This window comes from Lelliottia jeotgali (assembly GCF_977070485.1).
In genome coordinates this window covers 434,400-451,174 of record NZ_CDRVFO010000001.1, presented here as the reverse complement: position 1 = coordinate 451,174, position 16,775 = coordinate 434,400, and the positions used below count along the sequence as shown (strand labels likewise).

The 16,775-nt window shown below is 62.1% G+C and carries 16 protein-coding genes; 5 read left to right on the top strand and 11 right to left on the bottom strand.

Annotated features, from left to right (window positions below; translation table 11 throughout):
* Positions 1–185: 185 nt before the first annotated feature.
* The 5 genes from leuS to ACW4TB_RS02025 all read left to right on the top strand — a co-directional run bounded on the left by leuS (position 186) and on the right by ACW4TB_RS02025 (position 6,198).
* The gene (gene leuS / locus ACW4TB_RS02045) at positions 186–2,792 is read left to right on the top strand and encodes a leucine--tRNA ligase (protein WP_254467091.1); all 2,607 of its coding nucleotides are present in this window, start codon (positions 186–188) and stop codon (positions 2,790–2,792) included.
* Positions 2,793–2,853: 61 nt separating this feature from the next.
* Positions 2,854–3,459, top strand: a complete 606-nt coding sequence (locus ACW4TB_RS02040) for an LPS-assembly lipoprotein LptE (RefSeq protein WP_012312563.1) — start codon at positions 2,854–2,856, stop codon at positions 3,457–3,459.
* Between the two features lie 19 nt (positions 3,460–3,478).
* Complete coding sequence (holA, locus tag ACW4TB_RS02035; protein ID WP_012312562.1) at positions 3,479–4,534, top strand: DNA polymerase III subunit delta; 1,056 nt, start codon at positions 3,479–3,481, stop codon at positions 4,532–4,534.
* Between the two features lie 122 nt (positions 4,535–4,656).
* On the top strand, positions 4,657–4,821 hold the full coding sequence (gene arfA, locus ACW4TB_RS02030; RefSeq protein ID WP_012312561.1) for an alternative ribosome rescue factor ArfA: 165 nt from the start codon (positions 4,657–4,659) through the stop codon (positions 4,819–4,821).
* A gap of 60 nt (positions 4,822–4,881) precedes the next feature.
* Positions 4,882–6,198, top strand: a complete 1,317-nt coding sequence (locus tag ACW4TB_RS02025) for a lytic murein transglycosylase (protein ID WP_254467090.1) — start codon at positions 4,882–4,884, stop codon at positions 6,196–6,198.
* Between the two features lie 108 nt (positions 6,199–6,306).
* On the opposite strand, the gene ACW4TB_RS02020 is transcribed toward ACW4TB_RS02025, so the two are convergent.
* The 11 genes from ACW4TB_RS02020 to rsfS all read right to left on the bottom strand — a co-directional run bounded on the left by ACW4TB_RS02020 (position 6,307) and on the right by rsfS (position 16,734).
* On the bottom strand, positions 6,307–7,245 hold the full coding sequence (locus ACW4TB_RS02020) for a S66 peptidase family protein (protein ID WP_279932522.1): 939 nt from the start codon (positions 7,243–7,245) through the stop codon (positions 6,307–6,309).
* An 86-nt stretch (positions 7,246–7,331) separates the two neighbouring features.
* A complete protein-coding gene (gene lipA / locus ACW4TB_RS02015; protein ID WP_012312558.1) occupies positions 7,332–8,348 on the bottom strand; it encodes a lipoyl synthase in 1,017 nt (338 codons plus the stop codon).
* A 2-nt stretch (positions 8,349–8,350) separates the two neighbouring features.
* Positions 8,351–8,998, bottom strand: coding sequence for a lipoyl(octanoyl) transferase LipB (lipB, locus tag ACW4TB_RS02010; RefSeq protein ID WP_012312557.1), 648 nt, complete (start codon positions 8,996–8,998; stop codon positions 8,351–8,353).
* Positions 8,998–9,273: a DUF493 domain-containing protein gene (locus ACW4TB_RS02005; RefSeq protein ID WP_012312556.1), complete on the bottom strand. Its 276-nt coding sequence runs from the start codon at positions 9,271–9,273 to the stop codon at positions 8,998–9,000. The genes lipB and ACW4TB_RS02005 overlap by 1 nt, the downstream gene beginning before the upstream one ends.
* A gap of 72 nt (positions 9,274–9,345) precedes the next feature.
* Positions 9,346–10,506, bottom strand: coding sequence for a D-alanyl-D-alanine carboxypeptidase family protein (locus tag ACW4TB_RS02000; RefSeq protein ID WP_012312555.1), 1,161 nt, complete (start codon positions 10,504–10,506; stop codon positions 9,346–9,348).
* A gap of 254 nt (positions 10,507–10,760) precedes the next feature.
* A complete protein-coding gene (locus ACW4TB_RS01995) occupies positions 10,761–11,759 on the bottom strand; it encodes a septal ring lytic transglycosylase RlpA family protein (RefSeq protein ID WP_012312554.1) in 999 nt (332 codons plus the stop codon).
* Positions 11,759–12,769, bottom strand: coding sequence for a lytic murein transglycosylase B (gene mltB, locus ACW4TB_RS01990; protein WP_012312553.1), 1,011 nt, complete (start codon positions 12,767–12,769; stop codon positions 11,759–11,761). The genes ACW4TB_RS01995 and mltB overlap by 1 nt, the downstream gene beginning before the upstream one ends.
* Positions 12,770–12,786: 17 nt before the next feature.
* On the bottom strand, positions 12,787–13,932 hold the full coding sequence (gene rodA / locus ACW4TB_RS01985) for a rod shape-determining protein RodA (protein WP_012312552.1): 1,146 nt from the start codon (positions 13,930–13,932) through the stop codon (positions 12,787–12,789).
* Positions 13,929–15,818, bottom strand: coding sequence for a penicillin-binding protein 2 (gene mrdA, locus ACW4TB_RS01980; RefSeq protein ID WP_254467088.1), 1,890 nt, complete (start codon positions 15,816–15,818; stop codon positions 13,929–13,931). The genes rodA and mrdA overlap by 4 nt, the downstream gene beginning before the upstream one ends.
* Before the next feature lie 16 nt (positions 15,819–15,834).
* Positions 15,835–16,302 carry a 23S rRNA (pseudouridine(1915)-N(3))-methyltransferase RlmH gene (gene rlmH, locus ACW4TB_RS01975; RefSeq protein ID WP_008090421.1) on the bottom strand — a complete coding sequence of 156 codons (468 nt, stop codon included), beginning with the start codon at positions 16,300–16,302 and terminating at the stop codon, positions 15,835–15,837.
* 9 nt (positions 16,303–16,311) lie between these two features.
* On the bottom strand, positions 16,312–16,734 hold the full coding sequence (gene rsfS / locus ACW4TB_RS01970; RefSeq protein ID WP_012312550.1) for a ribosome silencing factor: 423 nt from the start codon (positions 16,732–16,734) through the stop codon (positions 16,312–16,314).
* Positions 16,735–16,775 lie beyond the last annotated feature (41 nt).

Sequence of the window (16,775 nt, the reverse complement as noted above, 5' to 3'; positions counted from 1 at the left end):
TGAGCTTAGCGCCGCTTCGAAAAGCAGCCCGATGCAGCGACCAGCGGGCATTCGCAATCAGGGTTTCCCACGATGCGCGGCGCTACTGTATGCTACGGCGTTCACTCTCACGACACCGGAGTGCCGGACGCAGCGAGGTTCCGCTGCCTGGAACAAGGTCTCTTCTCTCTCAGCCAAAAGTAGCCATGCACGAACAATACACGCCCCGTGATATCGAAGCCGCCGCCCAGCATTTCTGGGACGAGCAACAGTCGTTCGCTGTTACCGAACAGCCAGGCAAAGACACCTACTATTGCCTATCGATGTTCCCGTACCCGAGCGGCAAGCTACACATGGGCCACGTGCGCAACTACACCATCGGCGACGTGATTGCCCGCTACCAGCGCATGCTGGGCAAGAACGTCCTGCAACCGATGGGCTGGGACGCTTTCGGCATGCCCGCGGAAAACGCGGCGATGAAAAACAATGTCGCCCCGGCCAAGTGGACATACGAAAACATCGACTACATGAAGACCCAGCTCAAGAGCCTGGGCCTTGCCATCGACTGGGCACGTGAAGTCACCACCTGCAAGCCAGACTACTACCGCTGGGAACAGTGGCTGTTCACCCGCCTGTTCGAAAAAGGCATCATCTACCGCAAGAACGGTACCGTGAACTGGGACCCGGCCGACCAGACCGTGCTCGCCAACGAGCAGGTCATCGACGGCCGCGGCTGGCGTTCGGGCGCGCTGATCGAAAAGCGCGAAATCCCCATGTACTACTTCCGCATCACCGACTACGCCGACGAGCTGCTGGAAAGCCTCGACGAACTGCCGGGCTGGCCTGAGCAGGTCAAGACCATGCAGCGCAACTGGATAGGCAAGTCGCGCGGCATGGAAGTACAGTTCCCGTACGATCAGGCGAGCATCGGCCACGAAGGTACGCTGAAAGTCTTCACCACCCGTCCGGACACCCTGATGGGCGCGACTTACGTTGCCGTTGCCGCCGAGCACCCATTGGCTACCCAGGCTGCCCAGGGCAACCCGGCGCTGCAGGCATTCATCGACGAGTGCAAGAGCGGCAGCGTTGCCGAGGCCGACATGGCCACCCAGGAGAAGAAGGGCATGCCCACTTCCCTGCTGGTCGAGCACCCCCTCACCGGTGAAAAGCTGCCGGTATGGGTCGCCAACTATGTGCTGATGCACTACGGCGACGGTGCCGTAATGGCCGTGCCGGCCCACGACGAGCGCGACTTCGAGTTCGCCCACAAGTACAACCTGCCGGTCAAGGCTGTGGTGCGCACCAGCGCCGGCGACGAAGTCGGCAGCGAATGGCAGGCTGCCTACGGCGAGCACGGCCAGCTGATCAACTCCGGTGAGTTCGACGGCCTGGACTTCGCCGGCGCCTTCGACGCCATCGAGGCGGCCCTGATCCGCAAGGAACTGGGCAAATCCCGCACCCAGTTCCGCCTGCGCGACTGGGGCATCAGCCGCCAGCGTTACTGGGGCTGCCCGATCCCGATCATCCACTGCCCGTCCTGCGGCGACGTGCCGGTGCCGGAAGACCAACTGCCGGTCACCCTGCCAGAGAACGTGGTGCCGGACGGCGCCGGTTCGCCCCTGGCGCGCATGCCTGAGTTCTACGAGTGCAGCTGCCCGAAATGCGGCGCCGCGGCAAAGCGTGAAACCGACACCATGGACACCTTCGTCGAGTCGTCCTGGTACTTCGCCCGCTACGCCTCGCCGAACTACGACAAAGGCCTGGTCGACCCGAAAGCGGCCAACCACTGGTTGCCGGTCGACCAGTACATCGGCGGTATCGAACACGCCATTCTGCACCTGCTTTACGCGCGTTTCTTCCACAAGCTGATGCGTGACGAAGGCCTGGTCACCTCCAATGAACCGTTCAAGAACCTGCTGACCCAGGGCATGGTGGTCGCCGAGACCTACTACCGCGTCGCCAGCAACGGTGGCAAGGACTGGTTCAACCCGGCCGACGTCGAAATCGAGCGCGATGCCAAGGCCAAGATCATTGGCGCACGCCTGAAGACCGACGGCCTGCCGGTGGAAATCGGCGGTACCGAGAAGATGTCGAAGTCGAAGAACAACGGCGTCGACCCACAGTCGATGATCGAAGCCTACGGCGCCGACACCTGCCGTCTGTTCATGATGTTCGCCTCGCCGCCCGACATGAGCCTGGAATGGTCGGACTCTGGCGTCGAAGGTGCAAGCCGCTTCCTGCGTCGTGTCTGGCGCCTGGCCCAGGGCCACGTAAACCAGGGCCTGCCGGGTAAACTGGACGTCGCCGCGCTGAACGACGAGCAGAAGGTCATCCGCCGTGCAATTCACGCCGCGATCAAGCAGGCCAGCACCGATGTGGGCCAGTACCACAAGTTCAACACCGCCATCGCCCAGGTGATGACCGTGATGAACGTCCTGGAGAAGGCCCCTCAGGGCACCGAGCAAGATCGTGCGCTGCTGCAGGAAGGTCTGGAAGCCGTCACCTTGTTGCTGGCCCCGATCACCCCGCACATTTCCCACGAACTGTGGAAGGCGCTGGGCCATGAGCAAGCCGTTATCGATGCTTGCTGGCCAGTTGTCGATGAGAGCGCTCTGGTGCAGGACACCGTAACCCTGGTGGTCCAGGTCAACGGCAAACTGCGTGGCCAGGTAGAAATGCCTGCAGCCGCCAGCCGCGAAGAAATCGAAGCCGCCGCCCGCAACAACGAAAATGTCCTGCGCTTCATCGATGGCCTGACCATCCGCAAGGTCATCGTAGTGCCAGGCAAGCTGGTCAACATCGTCGCCAACTGATGGCAACGCCCACCTGCAGCCAGTGCGGGTGGGCGGTATCGGCCCACAAGGGAGCAACAACATGATCAAACGCAATCTGCTGGTATTGGGCCTGGCCATCATGCTCAGCGCCTGCGGTTTCCAGCTGCGCGGCACCGGCACCTCCGAGCTCAGCGTCAAGGAAATGGACGTCAGTGCACGTGATGCCTACGGCCCGACCGTGACTCAACTGCGCGAAGTACTGGAGCGCAGCGGCGTCAATGTGCACACCGGCGCCCCGTATCGCCTGGTACTGACCAACGAACAGCAAACCCAGCGCGCAGCGTCCTACGCCAGCAGCAACCAATCTGCCGAGTACGAACTGACCACAGTGCTCAGCTACAGCATCCTTGGCCTGAACAACCTGGAGCTGATGAGCGACAAGCTGGAAGTGCGCAAAATCTATGTACGCGACGGCGGTAACATCACCGGCTCCGACCAGGAAGCCACTGTTGCCCGCGAAGAAATGCGCCGCGACCTGGTCAACGCCATGGTCGTGCGCCTGCAGATGCTGACCCCGCCTCAGCTGGACCAGTTGCAGCGCGAAGCTGACGAACGCGCCAAGGCCGAAGCCGCCGCACTGGAGGCTGCGCGCAGCCAGCAGGCGGAAACGCCGCAGCAATCGCCGCTGGAAATTCCGGGCAATTAAGCCCGTGCGGGGCACTCCGGTGCCCCGCCTGTTTCCGATGAAGCTCGCCCCCGCCCAACTCAACAAGCACCTGCTAGGCGCTCTGGCCCCGGTCTATGTGGTCAGTGGCGACGATCCGCTGCTGTGCCAGGAAGCCGCCGACGCCATACGCAATGCTGCGCGTCAGCAGGGCTTTGACGAGCGCCAGGTGTTCAGCGCCGACGCCAGTTTCGACTGGGGAACCCTGCTGCAGGCGGGCGCCAGCCTGTCCCTGTTCGCCCAACGCCGGCTGCTGGAACTGCGCCTGCCCTCGGGCAAGCCTGGTGACAAAGGCGCTGCAGCGTTGATGGAATACTGCGCCAACCCTGCCGAGGACACCCTGCTGCTGGTCAGCCTGCCCAAACTCGATGGCAGTGCGCAGAAGACCAAATGGGGCAAGGCCCTGATCGAGGGAAGCCATTGCCAGTTCATCCAGATCTGGCCGGTGGATGCCCAGCAGTTGCCGCAATGGATCAGCCAGCGTTTGGCACAGGCCGGTCTTTCGGCCCAGCGTGATGCGGTCGACCTCATTGCCGCACGTGTCGAAGGCAACCTGCTGGCTGCTGCTCAGGAAATCGAAAAGCTCAAACTGCTCGCCGACGGCAGCCAGGTCACCGTCGAGACTGTGCAGGCGGCAGTTGCCGACAGCGCGCGCTTCGATGTCTTCGGCCTGGTCGATGCCATTCTCAATGGCGAAGCTGTGCATGCCCTACGGATGCTCGAAGGCCTGCGCGGTGAAGGCGTGGAGCCGCCTGTGATTCTGTGGGCCCTGGCGCGCGAGCTGCGTCTGCTGGCAGGGCTTTCGCAGCAGTTCAGCCAGGGCGTGCCCTTGGACAAGGCCTTCAGCCAGGCCCGTCCACCGGTATGGGACAAGCGCCGGCCGCTGGTCAGCAAAGCCCTGCAGCGCCTGTCGGCGCAACGCTGGGCGCAGCTGCTGCAGGATGCCCAGCGCATCGATGCGCAGATCAAGGGGCAAGCCGAGGGCTCTCCATGGACCGGGCTGTCACGCTTGTCATTGCTCATGGCCGGGCAGCGGTTGGCTCTACCGCCTGAGTGACTCAAATACAGGGAGCCTGTTTGCAGCCTCGGTATTTCAAACCATTGACACAATCAATTGGCCCCGGCCTCCCTACAGGCCTAGAGTCCGCCCCGAAACCCACCCGATCCGGGAAACCCGCCATGAGCAAAAAGCCGAAGAAGCAAGGCCACAACAAGGCCAAATCCATCGTCGCCCAACCCTTGTTCCGCTGCCGTCAGGAACGACCGGACAAAGGCAAAGGCAGCTACCGCCGCGAAGCCTTCCAATCGAGAGATTGGGAGGCTTCTTACTTTTTGGCCGCATGAAAGCATCGAAAGCGCAGGCATGATATGGTCGACACCTGACCTGAAATTCTGGATCTGTGCATGCCCTTCAGTCTTACCCCCCGCTGGAAATCCCGCCAGCTGCTCGCGGCCTCCAGCTTAATCCTGCTCGTCGCCTGCGCGGAAAAGCCCACCGCCGCCGACGCCCTGCCGCTGGCCCCCGCCCAGCCCGCGCCGGTAGTGACTCTGCCCAGCGCCAAGCCCGACGTGAGTACTGAAATTCAGCCGCTGCAAACATTTGCCCAATGGCAGGCCGGCTTCCGCCAGCAAGCGCTGCAGGCCGGTATCTCGGCAAACACCTTCGACCGCGCGTTCATTGGCGTGACGCCGGACATGGATGTGATCAAGGCAGACCGCAGCCAGCCCGAGTTCACCCGCCCGGTGTGGGAATACCTGGAGGGTGCGCTGTCGCCATTGCGAGTGCGAAACGGCAAGAAACTGCTTGAGCAGAATGCCGAACTGCTCGCCCGCCTCGAACAGCGCTATGGCGTAGACCGTCAGGTCCTGGTCTCGGTCTGGGGCATGGAGAGCAACTTTGGCCAGTTCCAGGGTAGCAAGTCGGTAATTCGCTCACTCGCTACCTTGGCGTATGAAGGCCGCCGCCCGCAGTTTGCCCAGGATCAGCTGATTGCCGCGCTGCAGATCATCCAGCATGGGGACATCCAGCCAGAGGCCATGCGTGGCTCCTGGGCCGGCGCCATGGGCCAGACCCAGTTCATCCCCACCACCTACAACACCCATGCGGTAGACTTCGACGGTGACGGCCGCCGCGATATCTGGAACAGCACTGCGGATGCCTTGGCATCAACTGCGCATTACCTGCAGAGCTCCGGCTGGAAGCGCGGGCAGCCATGGGGCTTCGAGGTTCAGGTACCTGCAGGCTTCGACTTCTGGCTGGCCGATGGCGCACTGCGCAAGCCCGTCAGTGAGTGGTTGCAACTGGGTGTGAAACTACCGGCGGGCACAAAACTGCCAATGGGCAGCAACGACCTTTCCGCAGCCCTGCTGCTGCCGGCCGGCGCCCGTGGCCCGGCATTCCTGGTGCTGGACAACTTCCGCGCCATTCTCAAGTACAACAACTCATCGTCCTATGCACTGGCCGTGAGCTTGCTGGGCGATCGTTTCTCGGGCTGGGGCTTCATCGCTGGCAGCTGGCCGAAGGAAGACTTGCCGCTAAGCCGCAGCGAGCGCATGGAGCTGCAGAACCTGCTCAACGCTAACGGGCATGATGCGGGCAACCCCGATGGCATCATCGGTGCCAATACCCGCAAAGCCATTCGCAATGCCCAGCAGGGCTTTGGCTGGCCAGCGGATGGGTACCCGACGCATAAGTTGCTCGATAGCCTGCGTCAACGGTGATAATGCCGGGGGCGCTTTGCGCCCCATCGCGACACAAGGCCGCTCCTGCTCATCCCCCTGTAGGAGCGGCCTCGTGTCGCGATGGGCCGCAAAGCGGCCCCGACAATCTCACCCCTTGAACAAATCCTGCGCCAACACCAGGCTCCGCGCCTCGCTGTCCAGCACCACCTCAGCCCCCAGCGGCAAACATACGTTCGGGTCACAATGCCCGCTGCGCCACCCTGCCAGCACCGGCACACCCAACGGCGCGAAGATGTCCAGCAACAGGGGTGTCAACGCCGCCACGCTGATCCCGGCAAAATCCCCCACCAGCACCCCCTTCACCCCCGCGAGCTTGCCTGCCAGGCGCAACTGGGTCAGCAGCCGGTCCACCCGATAAAGCGGCTCGTTGACATCCTCGATGAACAGGATGCAGCCCTTCGTATCGATCTGCGCCAGTGTTCCCAGGGTCGCACCCAGAATCGACAGGTTGCCGCCCAGCAAACGCCCACTGGCAACGCCAGGCACCACGCAATTCAAGACGAACTCAGCCGGGTGCACGATGACATCACCCTGCCCTAGCGCCCCACTCAATTGCGCCATCAGCGACGACTCGGTCGGTGCGAGCTTGGCGCCCAGCAGGTCAGCGTTAAGCATCGCCCCATGAAAGCTGATCAGGCCGCTATGGCGGTAGATAGCCGTGTGCAGCGCGGTAATATCGCTATAGCCGATCAGCGGCTTGGGGTTGCGCCGGATCAGGTCGAAGTCGAGCTGATCGAGCAGGCGCATGCTGCCATAGCCACCGCGCATGCACAGGACCGCGTCAATGGTCGGGTCAGCGAAAGCATCGTGCAGATCCTGTAACCGTTGCTGATCGGAGCCCGCCAGATAGCCTTCGGCCTGCCCCACTCCAGGGTAGATACGGCAGCGATAACCGCGCTCGGCAAACCACTGGCCAGCCTTTTGCGCATCCAGCCTTGCCGGCCCGGCCGGAGCGACGATGGCGAAGCAGGCATTGCCGGGCAGCGCGGCGGGCAGGCGGTGTTCAAACGTTTCGGCGCAATTCATCGCAACTCCTTGCAGCGCTGGGCACAAAAACAAAAATGCCGATGCCGCCTTACGGCGTGCATCGGCATGTACGGCTCAAACCAGGATCAGAGCTTGATCTTGGCTTCGTGAGCCTGCTGGTCGGCATGGTAGGACGAACGCACCAACGGGCCCGATGCGACGTTCTTGAAGCCCATCTTGTAGCCTTCCTCGGCAAACCAGGCGAAGGTGTCAGGGTGCACGAAACGCTGCACTGGCAGGTGGCTGCGCGAAGGCTGCAGGTACTGGCCGAGGGTAAGCATGTCGATGTCATGCTCACGCATGCGGTGCATCACTTCGATCACTTCTTCGTCGGTCTCGCCCAGGCCGAGCATCAGGCCCGACTTGGTCGGTACGTGTGGCACCATCTGCTTGAACTTCTGCAGCAGGTCCAGCGACCAGTCGTAGTCCGAACCAGGACGTGCGGCCTTGTAAAGGCGCGGGACGGTTTCAAGATTGTGGTTGAAAACATCCGGCGGCTCTTGCGCGGTAATCTCCAGGGCCACATCCATCCGGCCACGGTAATCCGGCACCAGGGTTTCCAGCTGTACGCCCGGCGACAGCGCGCGGATCTCACGGATGCAGTCGGCGAAGTGCTGGGCACCACCGTCGCGCAGGTCGTCGCGGTCTACCGAGGTGATCACTACGTACTTCAGGCGCAGGTCGGCGATGGCAACAGCCAGGTTTTTCGGCTCGTCCACATCCAGCGGTTTCGGCCGGCCGTGGCCGACATCGCAGAACGGGCAGCGACGGGTGCAGATGTCGCCCATGATCATGAAGGTGGCGGTACCACCGGAGAAGCACTCACCCAGGTTCGGGCAGGAGGCTTCTTCGCATACGCTATGCAGCTTGTGCTTGCGCAGCAGTTGCTTGATGCGGTCCACCTCGGGGGAAACCGGGATGCGCACGCGGATCCAGTCGGGTTTCTTGGGCAGCTCATCGGTAGGGATGATCTTCACCGGGATACGCGCCACCTTGTCGGCACCACGCAGCTTGACCCCAGCTTCCACCTTCTTCGGCGCTGGGCGCGGGGTGGCATCCTGGGTAGGTATCAGGTTCGGCACGGCTTCTTGCACAGTTGTCATATTCAGTCGATTCCGCCCGTCAGGGTCGTCTGCTCAGCATAGTCGAGGTGCTTGACCAGCTGTCCGCGCAGCCTTGTCCTGACCTCGTCGAGTTCGATCGGGCCTGCCAGGTCACGCAGCTGGGTCATGGCCAGCCCCGCATACCCGCAGGGGTTGATTCGGCGGAATGGCGCAAGGTCCATGTCCACGTTCAGAGCAAGGCCGTGAAAAGAACGGCCATTGCGGATTCGCAGGCCGAGGGAGGCGATTTTCGCTCCGTCGACATAGACACCCGGCGCATCGGGCTTGGCCGCAGCGCTGACACCGTAACTGGCAAGCAGCTCGATCAGCGTCTGTTCGATGCGGCTGACCAGTTCGCGCACACCAAAGCCAAGGCGGCGCACGTCCAGCAGCAGGTAGGCAACCAGTTGCCCGGGGCCGTGGTAGGTCACCTGGCCACCCCGATCGGTCTGCACCACCGGAATATCGCCCGGTACCAGCAGGTGCTCGGCCTTGCCGGCCTGGCCCTGGGTGAAAACCGCGGGGTGCTCGACCAGCCAGATTTCGTCCTGGCTGTCCGGGCTACGCTGCTCGGTAAAGCGACGCATGGCTTCCAGCACCGGTTCATAGGGCTGCAGGCCAAGCTCGCGAAAACCGAGACATAGGGACATCAGAGCACCATTTTCACGATGCCGGTGGCACGCAGTGCGCTGTTTATATCGTGCAGCTGATTTTCGCTCTCGGCAACGATGTGCAACTGCACCGTGGTGTACTTGCCTTCCTTGCTCTGGCGCTCGGCCAAAGTGGCGAGGTCGACTTTGGCATGCTTGCTCAGGACCTCGATCACCATGTCCTTGAAGCCGACAACGGTATCGCCGATGACCTTGATCGGGTAATCGGCGCAGGGGAATTCGATCTTGTGCGACTTGACGTCAGGTTCGCTCATGGCGGAAACGGCCTCGTAAGCCGTGGCAACAACAACGCCCCCGCAGGATTTCGGGGGCGTGCAGGTCACGTATCAGTTGAACAACCCGTAGAAGAATAGACGGATGCTATCCCACATACGACGGATGAAACCACCTTCCTCAACGCCATCGAGGGCGATCAGGTCGGCGCTGTGAACCACATTCTCGTCCAGTTTGACTTCCACTTTACCGATCACGTCACCTTTGGCGATCGGTGCAGTGAGCTGTGGGTTCATGGTCATCGACGCCTGGAGACGCTTCATCTGGCCTTTAGGCATGGTCAGGGTCAGGTCGTCGGCCAGGCCGGCCTTGACAATGCTGGTGGCGCCTTTCCAGACCGGGGCCTGGGTCAGTTCGGTGCCCTTCTGATAGAAGGTCTGGGTTTCGAAGAAGCGGAAGCCATAGGTCAGCAGCTTCTGGGTTTCGGCAGCACGGGACTGCTCGCTGTTGGTGCCGAACACCACCGCGATCAAGCGTTGGCCGTCGCGTACAGCCGAGGCCACCATGCAGTAGCCGGCTTCTTCGGTGTGGCCGGTCTTCAGGCCATCGACCGTCTTGTCACGCCACAGCAGCAGGTTGCGGTTTGGCTGCTTGATGTTGTTCCAGAAGAACTCTTTCTGCGAGTAGATCGCGTAGTGGGCCGGGTCGACGTTGATGATCGCGCGAGCCAGGGTAGCCATGTCATGGGCCGAGGAGTAGTGGTCCGGGTGCGGCAGACCGGTCGGGTTCATGAAGTGGCTGTTGGACATGCCCAGGTCGGCGGCAGTCTTGTTCATCATGTCGGCAAAGGCATCTTCGCTGCCAGCGATGTGCTCGGCCAAGGCGACCGAAGCATCGTTGCCCGACTGGATGATGATGCCATGCAGCAGGTCACTGACGGTGACCTGGCTACCGACCTTGATGAACATGCGCGAACCACCGGTGCGCCAGGCATTCTCGCTGACGGTGACCGGATCGTTCTCGCCGATCTGGCCACGGCGGATGTCCAGGGTGGCGATGTAGGCGGTCATCAGCTTGGTCAGGCTGGCCGGCGGCAGGCGCTCGTCACCGTTGTTCTCGACCAGCACATTGCCGCTGGACGCGTCCATGAGTACGTAGGACTTGGCTGCCAGTTGCGGTGGTGCCGGCATCATCTGCTCTGCCGCAAAGGCAGCAGGCGTGATCATCAGCAGTACGGGCAGGCAAAGTCGTTTGGCAAGGTTGGTGATGTTCATCCGTCTCTCGAAAATCGCTAATGGTCTGAGATGTTCCCTGGGCCACATCGTGTGCCCAGCGCCAGTCAGTCTAATTTTTGCGGCTCAGGGCCGAGCCCACGAAGTGCGGCTTTATGTCGCTGCAGGCAAAAGCGGACATTGTACATGGCCGCGCCCGTCAATTCATGACAAAACAGACAGCTAGAGGCTCAAGCTGCAAGACAAGGCTAAGTGCAACTTGGCTTCTGCTTGAAGCTTGCGGCTTGCCGCTGCCGTCAGTCTGTGACCAGCTTGGCCTGGCCAAGGTTCGCCAGGCGAATGCTGTCCTGCGCCTGCTGGATTTCGCCCTGGCTGCTGATCGGCCCCAGGCGCACGCGGTGCAGGGTCTGCTGGTTACGCACGATGGAGCTGATGAACACCGGTGCGCTGACCATGGTGCTCAGCTTCGAACGCAACAGCTCGGCGGCGTCCGGGTTGGCAAACGCGCCCACCTGCAGGAAGCTGCCACCGTTGCCTGCCGGCACATTGTTGCCCCCCACTTGCACTGGCACTACGGGCGCTGCGTGTTGCTGCGCCGGCGGCGACCATTGCTCGACACGCCCGGTGCTGGCCGCAATCGCCTGAGTCTGGGTGGCCTGAGGCTCCTTGAGCATCAACGGCGGCTGCTGGCCACGCTGGGCCCACCATTGCTGGGGATCGATACCTTCGACCCGCACGTGCGCGGTGCCGCTCTCGGCATAGCCGAGCTTCTTGGCTGCGGCATAGGACAGGTCGATGATGCGGTCGGAGTAGAACGGGCCACGGTCATTGACCCGCAGGATCACACTGCGCCCGTTGGCGAGGTTGGTCACCCGCACGTAGGCCGGCAGCGGCAGGGTCTTGTGCGCTGCGCTCATGCCATACAGGTCGTACAGCTCACCGTTGGCGGTGTTCTGCCCGTGGAACTTGGTGCCGTACCAGGAGGCGGTGCCTTCGGCACGGTAGTTGCGCGAGTCCTGCATGGGGTAGTAGGTCTTGCCCAGCACCGTGTAAGGGTTGGCCTTGTAGTTGCCAGTGTGCACGGTCGGCGTCGCGTCCGGGATCTTGTTCACATCCACGTCCCACCACGGCGCACCGTCCTTGTGGGCACGGTTGATATCCAGGCCAGGCTGCGCACGAACGGTATTGCCGCTTTTCTGGGGGGCGGGCCGGCTGGAGGAGCAACTGACCAGCAGCATGCCGACGGTCATGCAGGCCAGCAACTTGAAGGTATTGGCAGAAATCATTGCGCGCATTACTTGACGCCCCGTGCTTGGACCAGCTGTTCCGAAAGCTGATGCACCGCCATGGCATACATCACGCTGCGGTTGTAGCGAGTGATCGCGTAGAAATTCTTCAGGCCCAACCAGTATTCAGGCCCGCTTGCGCCTTCCAGACGGAAGGCGGTGACTGGCAGATCACCGCGCAACGCATCATGACTCGACCAGCCAAGCGCCTGCAACTCTGCGACGGTTTTCACCGGCTCGATGCCCGTGGTCAGGCCTTCGTCTGCCCGCGCACCACTGACCTGGGCGCGACTGACCACGCCCTGCCCAGCCACCCAGCCGTGCTCTTTGAAGTAGCTGGCGACACTGCCGATGGCATCGTCGGGGTTGTTCCAGATATTGATGTGGCCATCGCCATCGAAGTCCACCGCGTAGTTGCGAAAGCTGCTCGGCATGAACTGCGGCAGGCCCATGGCACCGGCGTATGAACCTTTGAGGGTCAGCGGGTCGAGCTGCTCTTCGCGCGACAACAGCAGGTACTCGCGCAGCTCCTTGCGGAAGAACTCGGCGCGTGGCGGGTAATCGAAGCCCAGGGTCGACAAGGCATCGATCACACGGTAGTTGCCAGTGTTGCGGCCAAAAAAGGTTTCTACGCCGATGATCGCGACGATGTACTGCGCCGGTACGCCGTATTCCTGCTCCGCCCGGGCCAGCACCGCTTCATGCTGGCGCCAGAAGTCCACACCGCGGGCGATGCGCGCGTCGGTAATGAACATCGGCCGGTAATCCTTCCACGGTTTTACCCGCTCGGCCGGCCTCGAAATGGCGTCCAGGATCGATTGCTTGCGCTGAACCTCGCGGAACACGCCCATCAACTGCTCGCTGGCAAAGCCATAGTCGCGGCTCATCTCACCGACGAATTCGGCCACCTGAGGCGAGCCGTCATAATCGCCGGCATGCGCCTGCTGGACAGCGGCGAACAGGCCCACCGCGCCGAACCACGGCGCAAAACGGGCAGCCCAGTTACGCACTGCTTGCATGAAATTCTTCACCTTTTTCAAACCTGTGCGATCCATTTACGGTGCGTATGGATCGACATGAGAACGCCAAACGCTGACAGCAGCGTCACCAACGAAGTTCCGCCATAACTAATGAAGGGCAGCGGCACGCCCACCACGGGCAATAGGCCGCTGACCATACCGATATTGACGAATACATATACAAAGAAGGTCATGGTCAGGCTGCCTGCAAGCAGCTTGCCGAACAAGGTCTGCGCCTGAGCCGTGATCATCAGCCCACGACCGATCAGCAAGAGGTAAACGATCAGCAGCAGGCAGATACCGACCAGGCCGAATTCCTCGCCGAGCACGGCGATGATGAAGTCGGTATGGCTCTCGGGGAGGAAGTCCAGGTGCGACTGGGTGCCAAGCAGCCAGCCCTTGCCGAACACGCCACCCGAACCAATGGCCGCTTTGGACTGGATGATGTTCCAGCCGGTACCCAGCGGGTCGCTTTCAGGGTCGAGGAAAGTCAGCACACGCTGTTTCTGGTAGTCGTGCATGACGAAGAACCACATGGCCACCGCCACAGGCACGGCCGCCGTCAGCACGCTGAGGATCCAGCGCCAGCGCAGGCCGCCCATGAACAGCACGAAGGCGCCGGAGGCAAGGATCAGCAACGCCGTACCCAGGTCCGGCTGGCGGACGATGAGGATGAACGGCACGCCAATCAGCACCAGGCTGATGGCCACATGTTTCAAATGAGGCGGCAAGGTGCGTTTGGACAGGTACCAGGCGATGGTCGCCGGCATGATGATCTTCATGAACTCCGAGGGCTGGAAGCGGATTACCCCGGGTATGTTGATCCAGCGCGTGGCGCCCATGGCGTTATGGCCCATGACGTCCACCACGACCAGCAGCAGCACCCCTGTGAGATAGGCAAGAGGCACCCAGCGCGCCATGAAGCGGGGTTCAAGCTGAGCGATGACGAACATCGACACCAGCCCGATACCGAATGAAGTGGCCTGCTTAAGTAGCAAATCCCAGTTCTTGCCGCTGGCAGAATAGAGCACGAACAGACTGCCGGCGGCGAGGGTCAGCAGGATGACCAGCAAGGGGCCGTCGATGTGGATGCGCTGCAGGAAGCTGGCGCGTCGACGCATCACGTCCTCGCTGGAGAGCATGCGATCGAAATTGTTCTTCACGGGGCCGTTTCCTGGGCGACAGTGGCAGGAGCGAACTCGGCTTTGAGCCGACCGTTCTCGTCGAGCAGCCAGGCGTCCATGATCTGCCGCACCACGGGTGCGGCTACACCGGAGCCGGACTCGCCGTTCTCGACCATCACCGAGACCACGATCTTCGGATCGTCGGCCGGGGCGAAGGCGACGAACAACGCATGGTCGCGGTGGCGCTCCTGAATTTTGTTGCGGTCGTATTTCTCGCCCTGCCTGATCGCTACCACCTGCGCGGTACCGCTCTTGCCGGCAATGCGGTACTGGGCACCGGCCGCAGCCTTGCGTGCGGTACCGCGGGCGTTGTGCATCACCTGCTCCATGCCGTGGGTGACCTTGGCCCAGTCGGACTTGTCACGCAGGATGATGTTTTCCATCGGGTTCGGGTCCACGGGCGATTGACCCTCGATGGTCTTGGCCAGGTGCGGACGGTTCCATACGCCCTTGTTGGCGATCAGCGCGGTGGCCTGGGCCAGTTGCAGCGGTGTTGCCTGCATGTAGCCCTGACCGATGCCCAGAATCAGGGTTTCACCGGGGAACCAGGCTTGGCGGCGGGTGGCGCGCTTCCATTCACGCGACGGCATCAGCCCCGCCGACTCCTCGAACATGTCCAGGGCAACCTTCTGGCCGATGCCGAACTTGTTCATGTAGGTGGAAAGCCGATCGATACCCATCTTGTGGGCAAGATCGTAGAAATAGGTGTCATTGGAACGCATGATTGCGGTATCCAGGTCGACCCAGCCATCTCCGCTGCGGTTCCAGTTACGGTATTTGTGATCGTAGTTGGGCAGTTGGTAATACCCCGGGTCGAACACACGGCTGCCGGCATTGACTACACCGCTGTCGAGGCCGGCGATGGCAACCGCCGGCTTGATGGTCGACCCCGGCGGGTACAAGCCGCGCAGCACGCGGTTGAACAGCGGCCGGTCGATCGAGTCGCGCAACTCGGCGTAGGCCTTGAAACTGATGCCGGTGACGAACAGGTTGGGGTCGAAGCTCGGCTGGCTGACCATCGCCAGCACTTCGCCGTTGCGCGGGTCGAGCGCTACCACCGCACCGCGGCGCCCACCCAGGGCCGCTTCGGCAGCTTCCTGTAACTTGATGTCCAGGCTCAGCACGATGTCCTTGCCAGGTTTCGGGTCGGTACGCTTGAGGACCCGCAGCACGCGCCCGCGAGCGTTGGTCTCGACTTCCTCGTAACCGACCTGGCCGTGCAGGTCGGCTTCGTAGAAGCGCTCGATGCCGGTCTTGCCGATATGGTGGGTGCCGCTGTAGTTCACAGGATCAAGGCTTTTGAGCTCTTTCTCGTTGATCCGCCCGACATACCCTACCGAATGGGCGAAATGCGCCCCTTGCGGGTAATGCCGCACCAACTGGGCGACCACTTCGACGCCAGGCAAACGGAACTGGTTGACCGCCACGCGGGCAATCTGCTCTTCGTTCAGCTCAAACAGGATCGGTACTGGCTCGAAGGGGCGCCTGCCCTGCCTCATGCGCTTTTCGAACAGCGCACGGTCGTCCGCTGTCAACTCCAGCACTTCGACGATGGTATCCAGTACTTGCTGCCAGTTGCCAGCACGCTCGCGGGTCATCGACAGGCTGAAACTGGGCCTGTTGTCAGCGATGATCACCCCGTTGCGATCGAAAATCAGCCCGCGGGTCGGCGGAATCGGTTGCACGTGCACACGATTGTTTTCCGACAACGTCGAGTGGTAGTCGTACTGGATGATCTGCAGGTAGTACAGGCGTGCGATCAACACGCAGACAAGCAGCATGATCGCCACGGCGCCGACCACGACGCGGTTACGCACCAGGCGGGCGTCTTTCTCGTGGTCCTTGAGGCGGATCGGCTGCGACATCGGACTGCTTACAGGCTCATTTGTGGTAAGGGTGCCCGGACAACACTGTCCAGGCGCGGTAGATCTGCTCGCCGATGAGTATCCTTACCAACGGGTGCGGCAAGGTCAGCGGCGACAGCGACCAGCGTTGCTCGGCGCGCGCACAAACCTCAGGCGCCAGCCCTTCCGGGCCGCCCACCATCAAATTCACCGTGCGCGAGTCCAGCCGCCAGCGGTCCAGCTCGGTCGCCAATTGCTCGGTGCTCCAGGGCTTGCCATGGACCTCGAGGGTGACGATGCGTTCCCCAGGCTGAACCTTGCTCAGCATGGCCTCACCCTCCTGACGAATCAGGCGGGCGACGTCGGCATTCTTGCCACGGGTGTTCAGCGGAATTTCCACCAGCTCCAGCGACAGCTCTTGTGGCAGGCGCTTGGCATATTCATGCCAGCCTTCCTCGACCCACTTGGGCATGCGCGAGCCGACCGCGATCAGGCGCAGACGCACGACGCTTCCTTATTCCCGGTCTTTGAGCTTGTCGGTGAAGTAGTCGCTGGCGTTTTCCGGGCTGTGGTGCTTGGCATCGGCGGCGCGGCTCTGTTCGGCACCCAGCCACAGGCGCTCCAGGTCGTAGAACTGGCGGGCAGCGGCGGTCATCATGTGCACGATGACGTCGTTCAGGTCCAGCAGTACCCAGTCGCTGTCGCCCTTGCCTTCTTCGCCCAGAGGCTGCGCACCTTCTTTCTTGACCGCTTCACGGACCTTTTCCAGCATCGCGTTGATCTGGCGATTGGAGGTACCGGTGGCAATGATCATGTAGTCGGTCAGGCTGTGCTTCTCGCGAACGTCGATGACCTGGATATCCTGGGCCTTGACGTCTTCCAGCGCGCTGATGGTCAGCTTGACCAGTTCTTCGCCATTGATTTTCTGCTTGCTCATATAAAACTCGTTCAACTCGTTGGATGAGGCGCCCACAGGGC

What these genes read in the sequence shown, in the direction of transcription:
- leuS (WP_254467091.1), top strand. Translation starts at nt 186, where the DNA reads ATGCACGAACAATACACGCCCCGTGATATCGAAGCCGCCGCCCAGCAT.
- ACW4TB_RS02040 (WP_012312563.1), top strand. Translation starts at nt 2,854, where the DNA reads ATGATCAAACGCAATCTGCTGGTATTGGGCCTGGCCATCATGCTCAGC.
- arfA (WP_012312561.1), top strand. Translation starts at nt 4,657, where the DNA reads ATGAGCAAAAAGCCGAAGAAGCAAGGCCACAACAAGGCCAAATCCATC.
- ACW4TB_RS02025 (WP_254467090.1), top strand. Translation starts at nt 4,882, where the DNA reads ATGCCCTTCAGTCTTACCCCCCGCTGGAAATCCCGCCAGCTGCTCGCG.
- ACW4TB_RS02020 (WP_279932522.1), bottom strand. Translation starts at nt 7,245, where the DNA reads ATGAATTGCGCCGAAACGTTTGAACACCGCCTGCCCGCCGCGCTGCCC.
- lipA (WP_012312558.1), bottom strand. Translation starts at nt 8,348, where the DNA reads ATGACAACTGTGCAAGAAGCCGTGCCGAACCTGATACCTACCCAGGAT.
- lipB (WP_012312557.1), bottom strand. Translation starts at nt 8,998, where the DNA reads ATGTCCCTATGTCTCGGTTTTCGCGAGCTTGGCCTGCAGCCCTATGAA.
- ACW4TB_RS02005 (WP_012312556.1), bottom strand. Translation starts at nt 9,273, where the DNA reads ATGAGCGAACCTGACGTCAAGTCGCACAAGATCGAATTCCCCTGCGCC.
- ACW4TB_RS02000 (WP_012312555.1), bottom strand. Translation starts at nt 10,506, where the DNA reads ATGAACATCACCAACCTTGCCAAACGACTTTGCCTGCCCGTACTGCTG.
- ACW4TB_RS01995 (WP_012312554.1), bottom strand. Translation starts at nt 11,759, where the DNA reads ATGCGCGCAATGATTTCTGCCAATACCTTCAAGTTGCTGGCCTGCATG.
- mltB (WP_012312553.1), bottom strand. Translation starts at nt 12,769, where the DNA reads ATGCAAGCAGTGCGTAACTGGGCTGCCCGTTTTGCGCCGTGGTTCGGC.
- mrdA (WP_254467088.1), bottom strand. Translation starts at nt 15,818, where the DNA reads ATGTCGCAGCCGATCCGCCTCAAGGACCACGAGAAAGACGCCCGCCTG.
- rsfS (WP_012312550.1), bottom strand. Translation starts at nt 16,734, where the DNA reads ATGAGCAAGCAGAAAATCAATGGCGAAGAACTGGTCAAGCTGACCATC.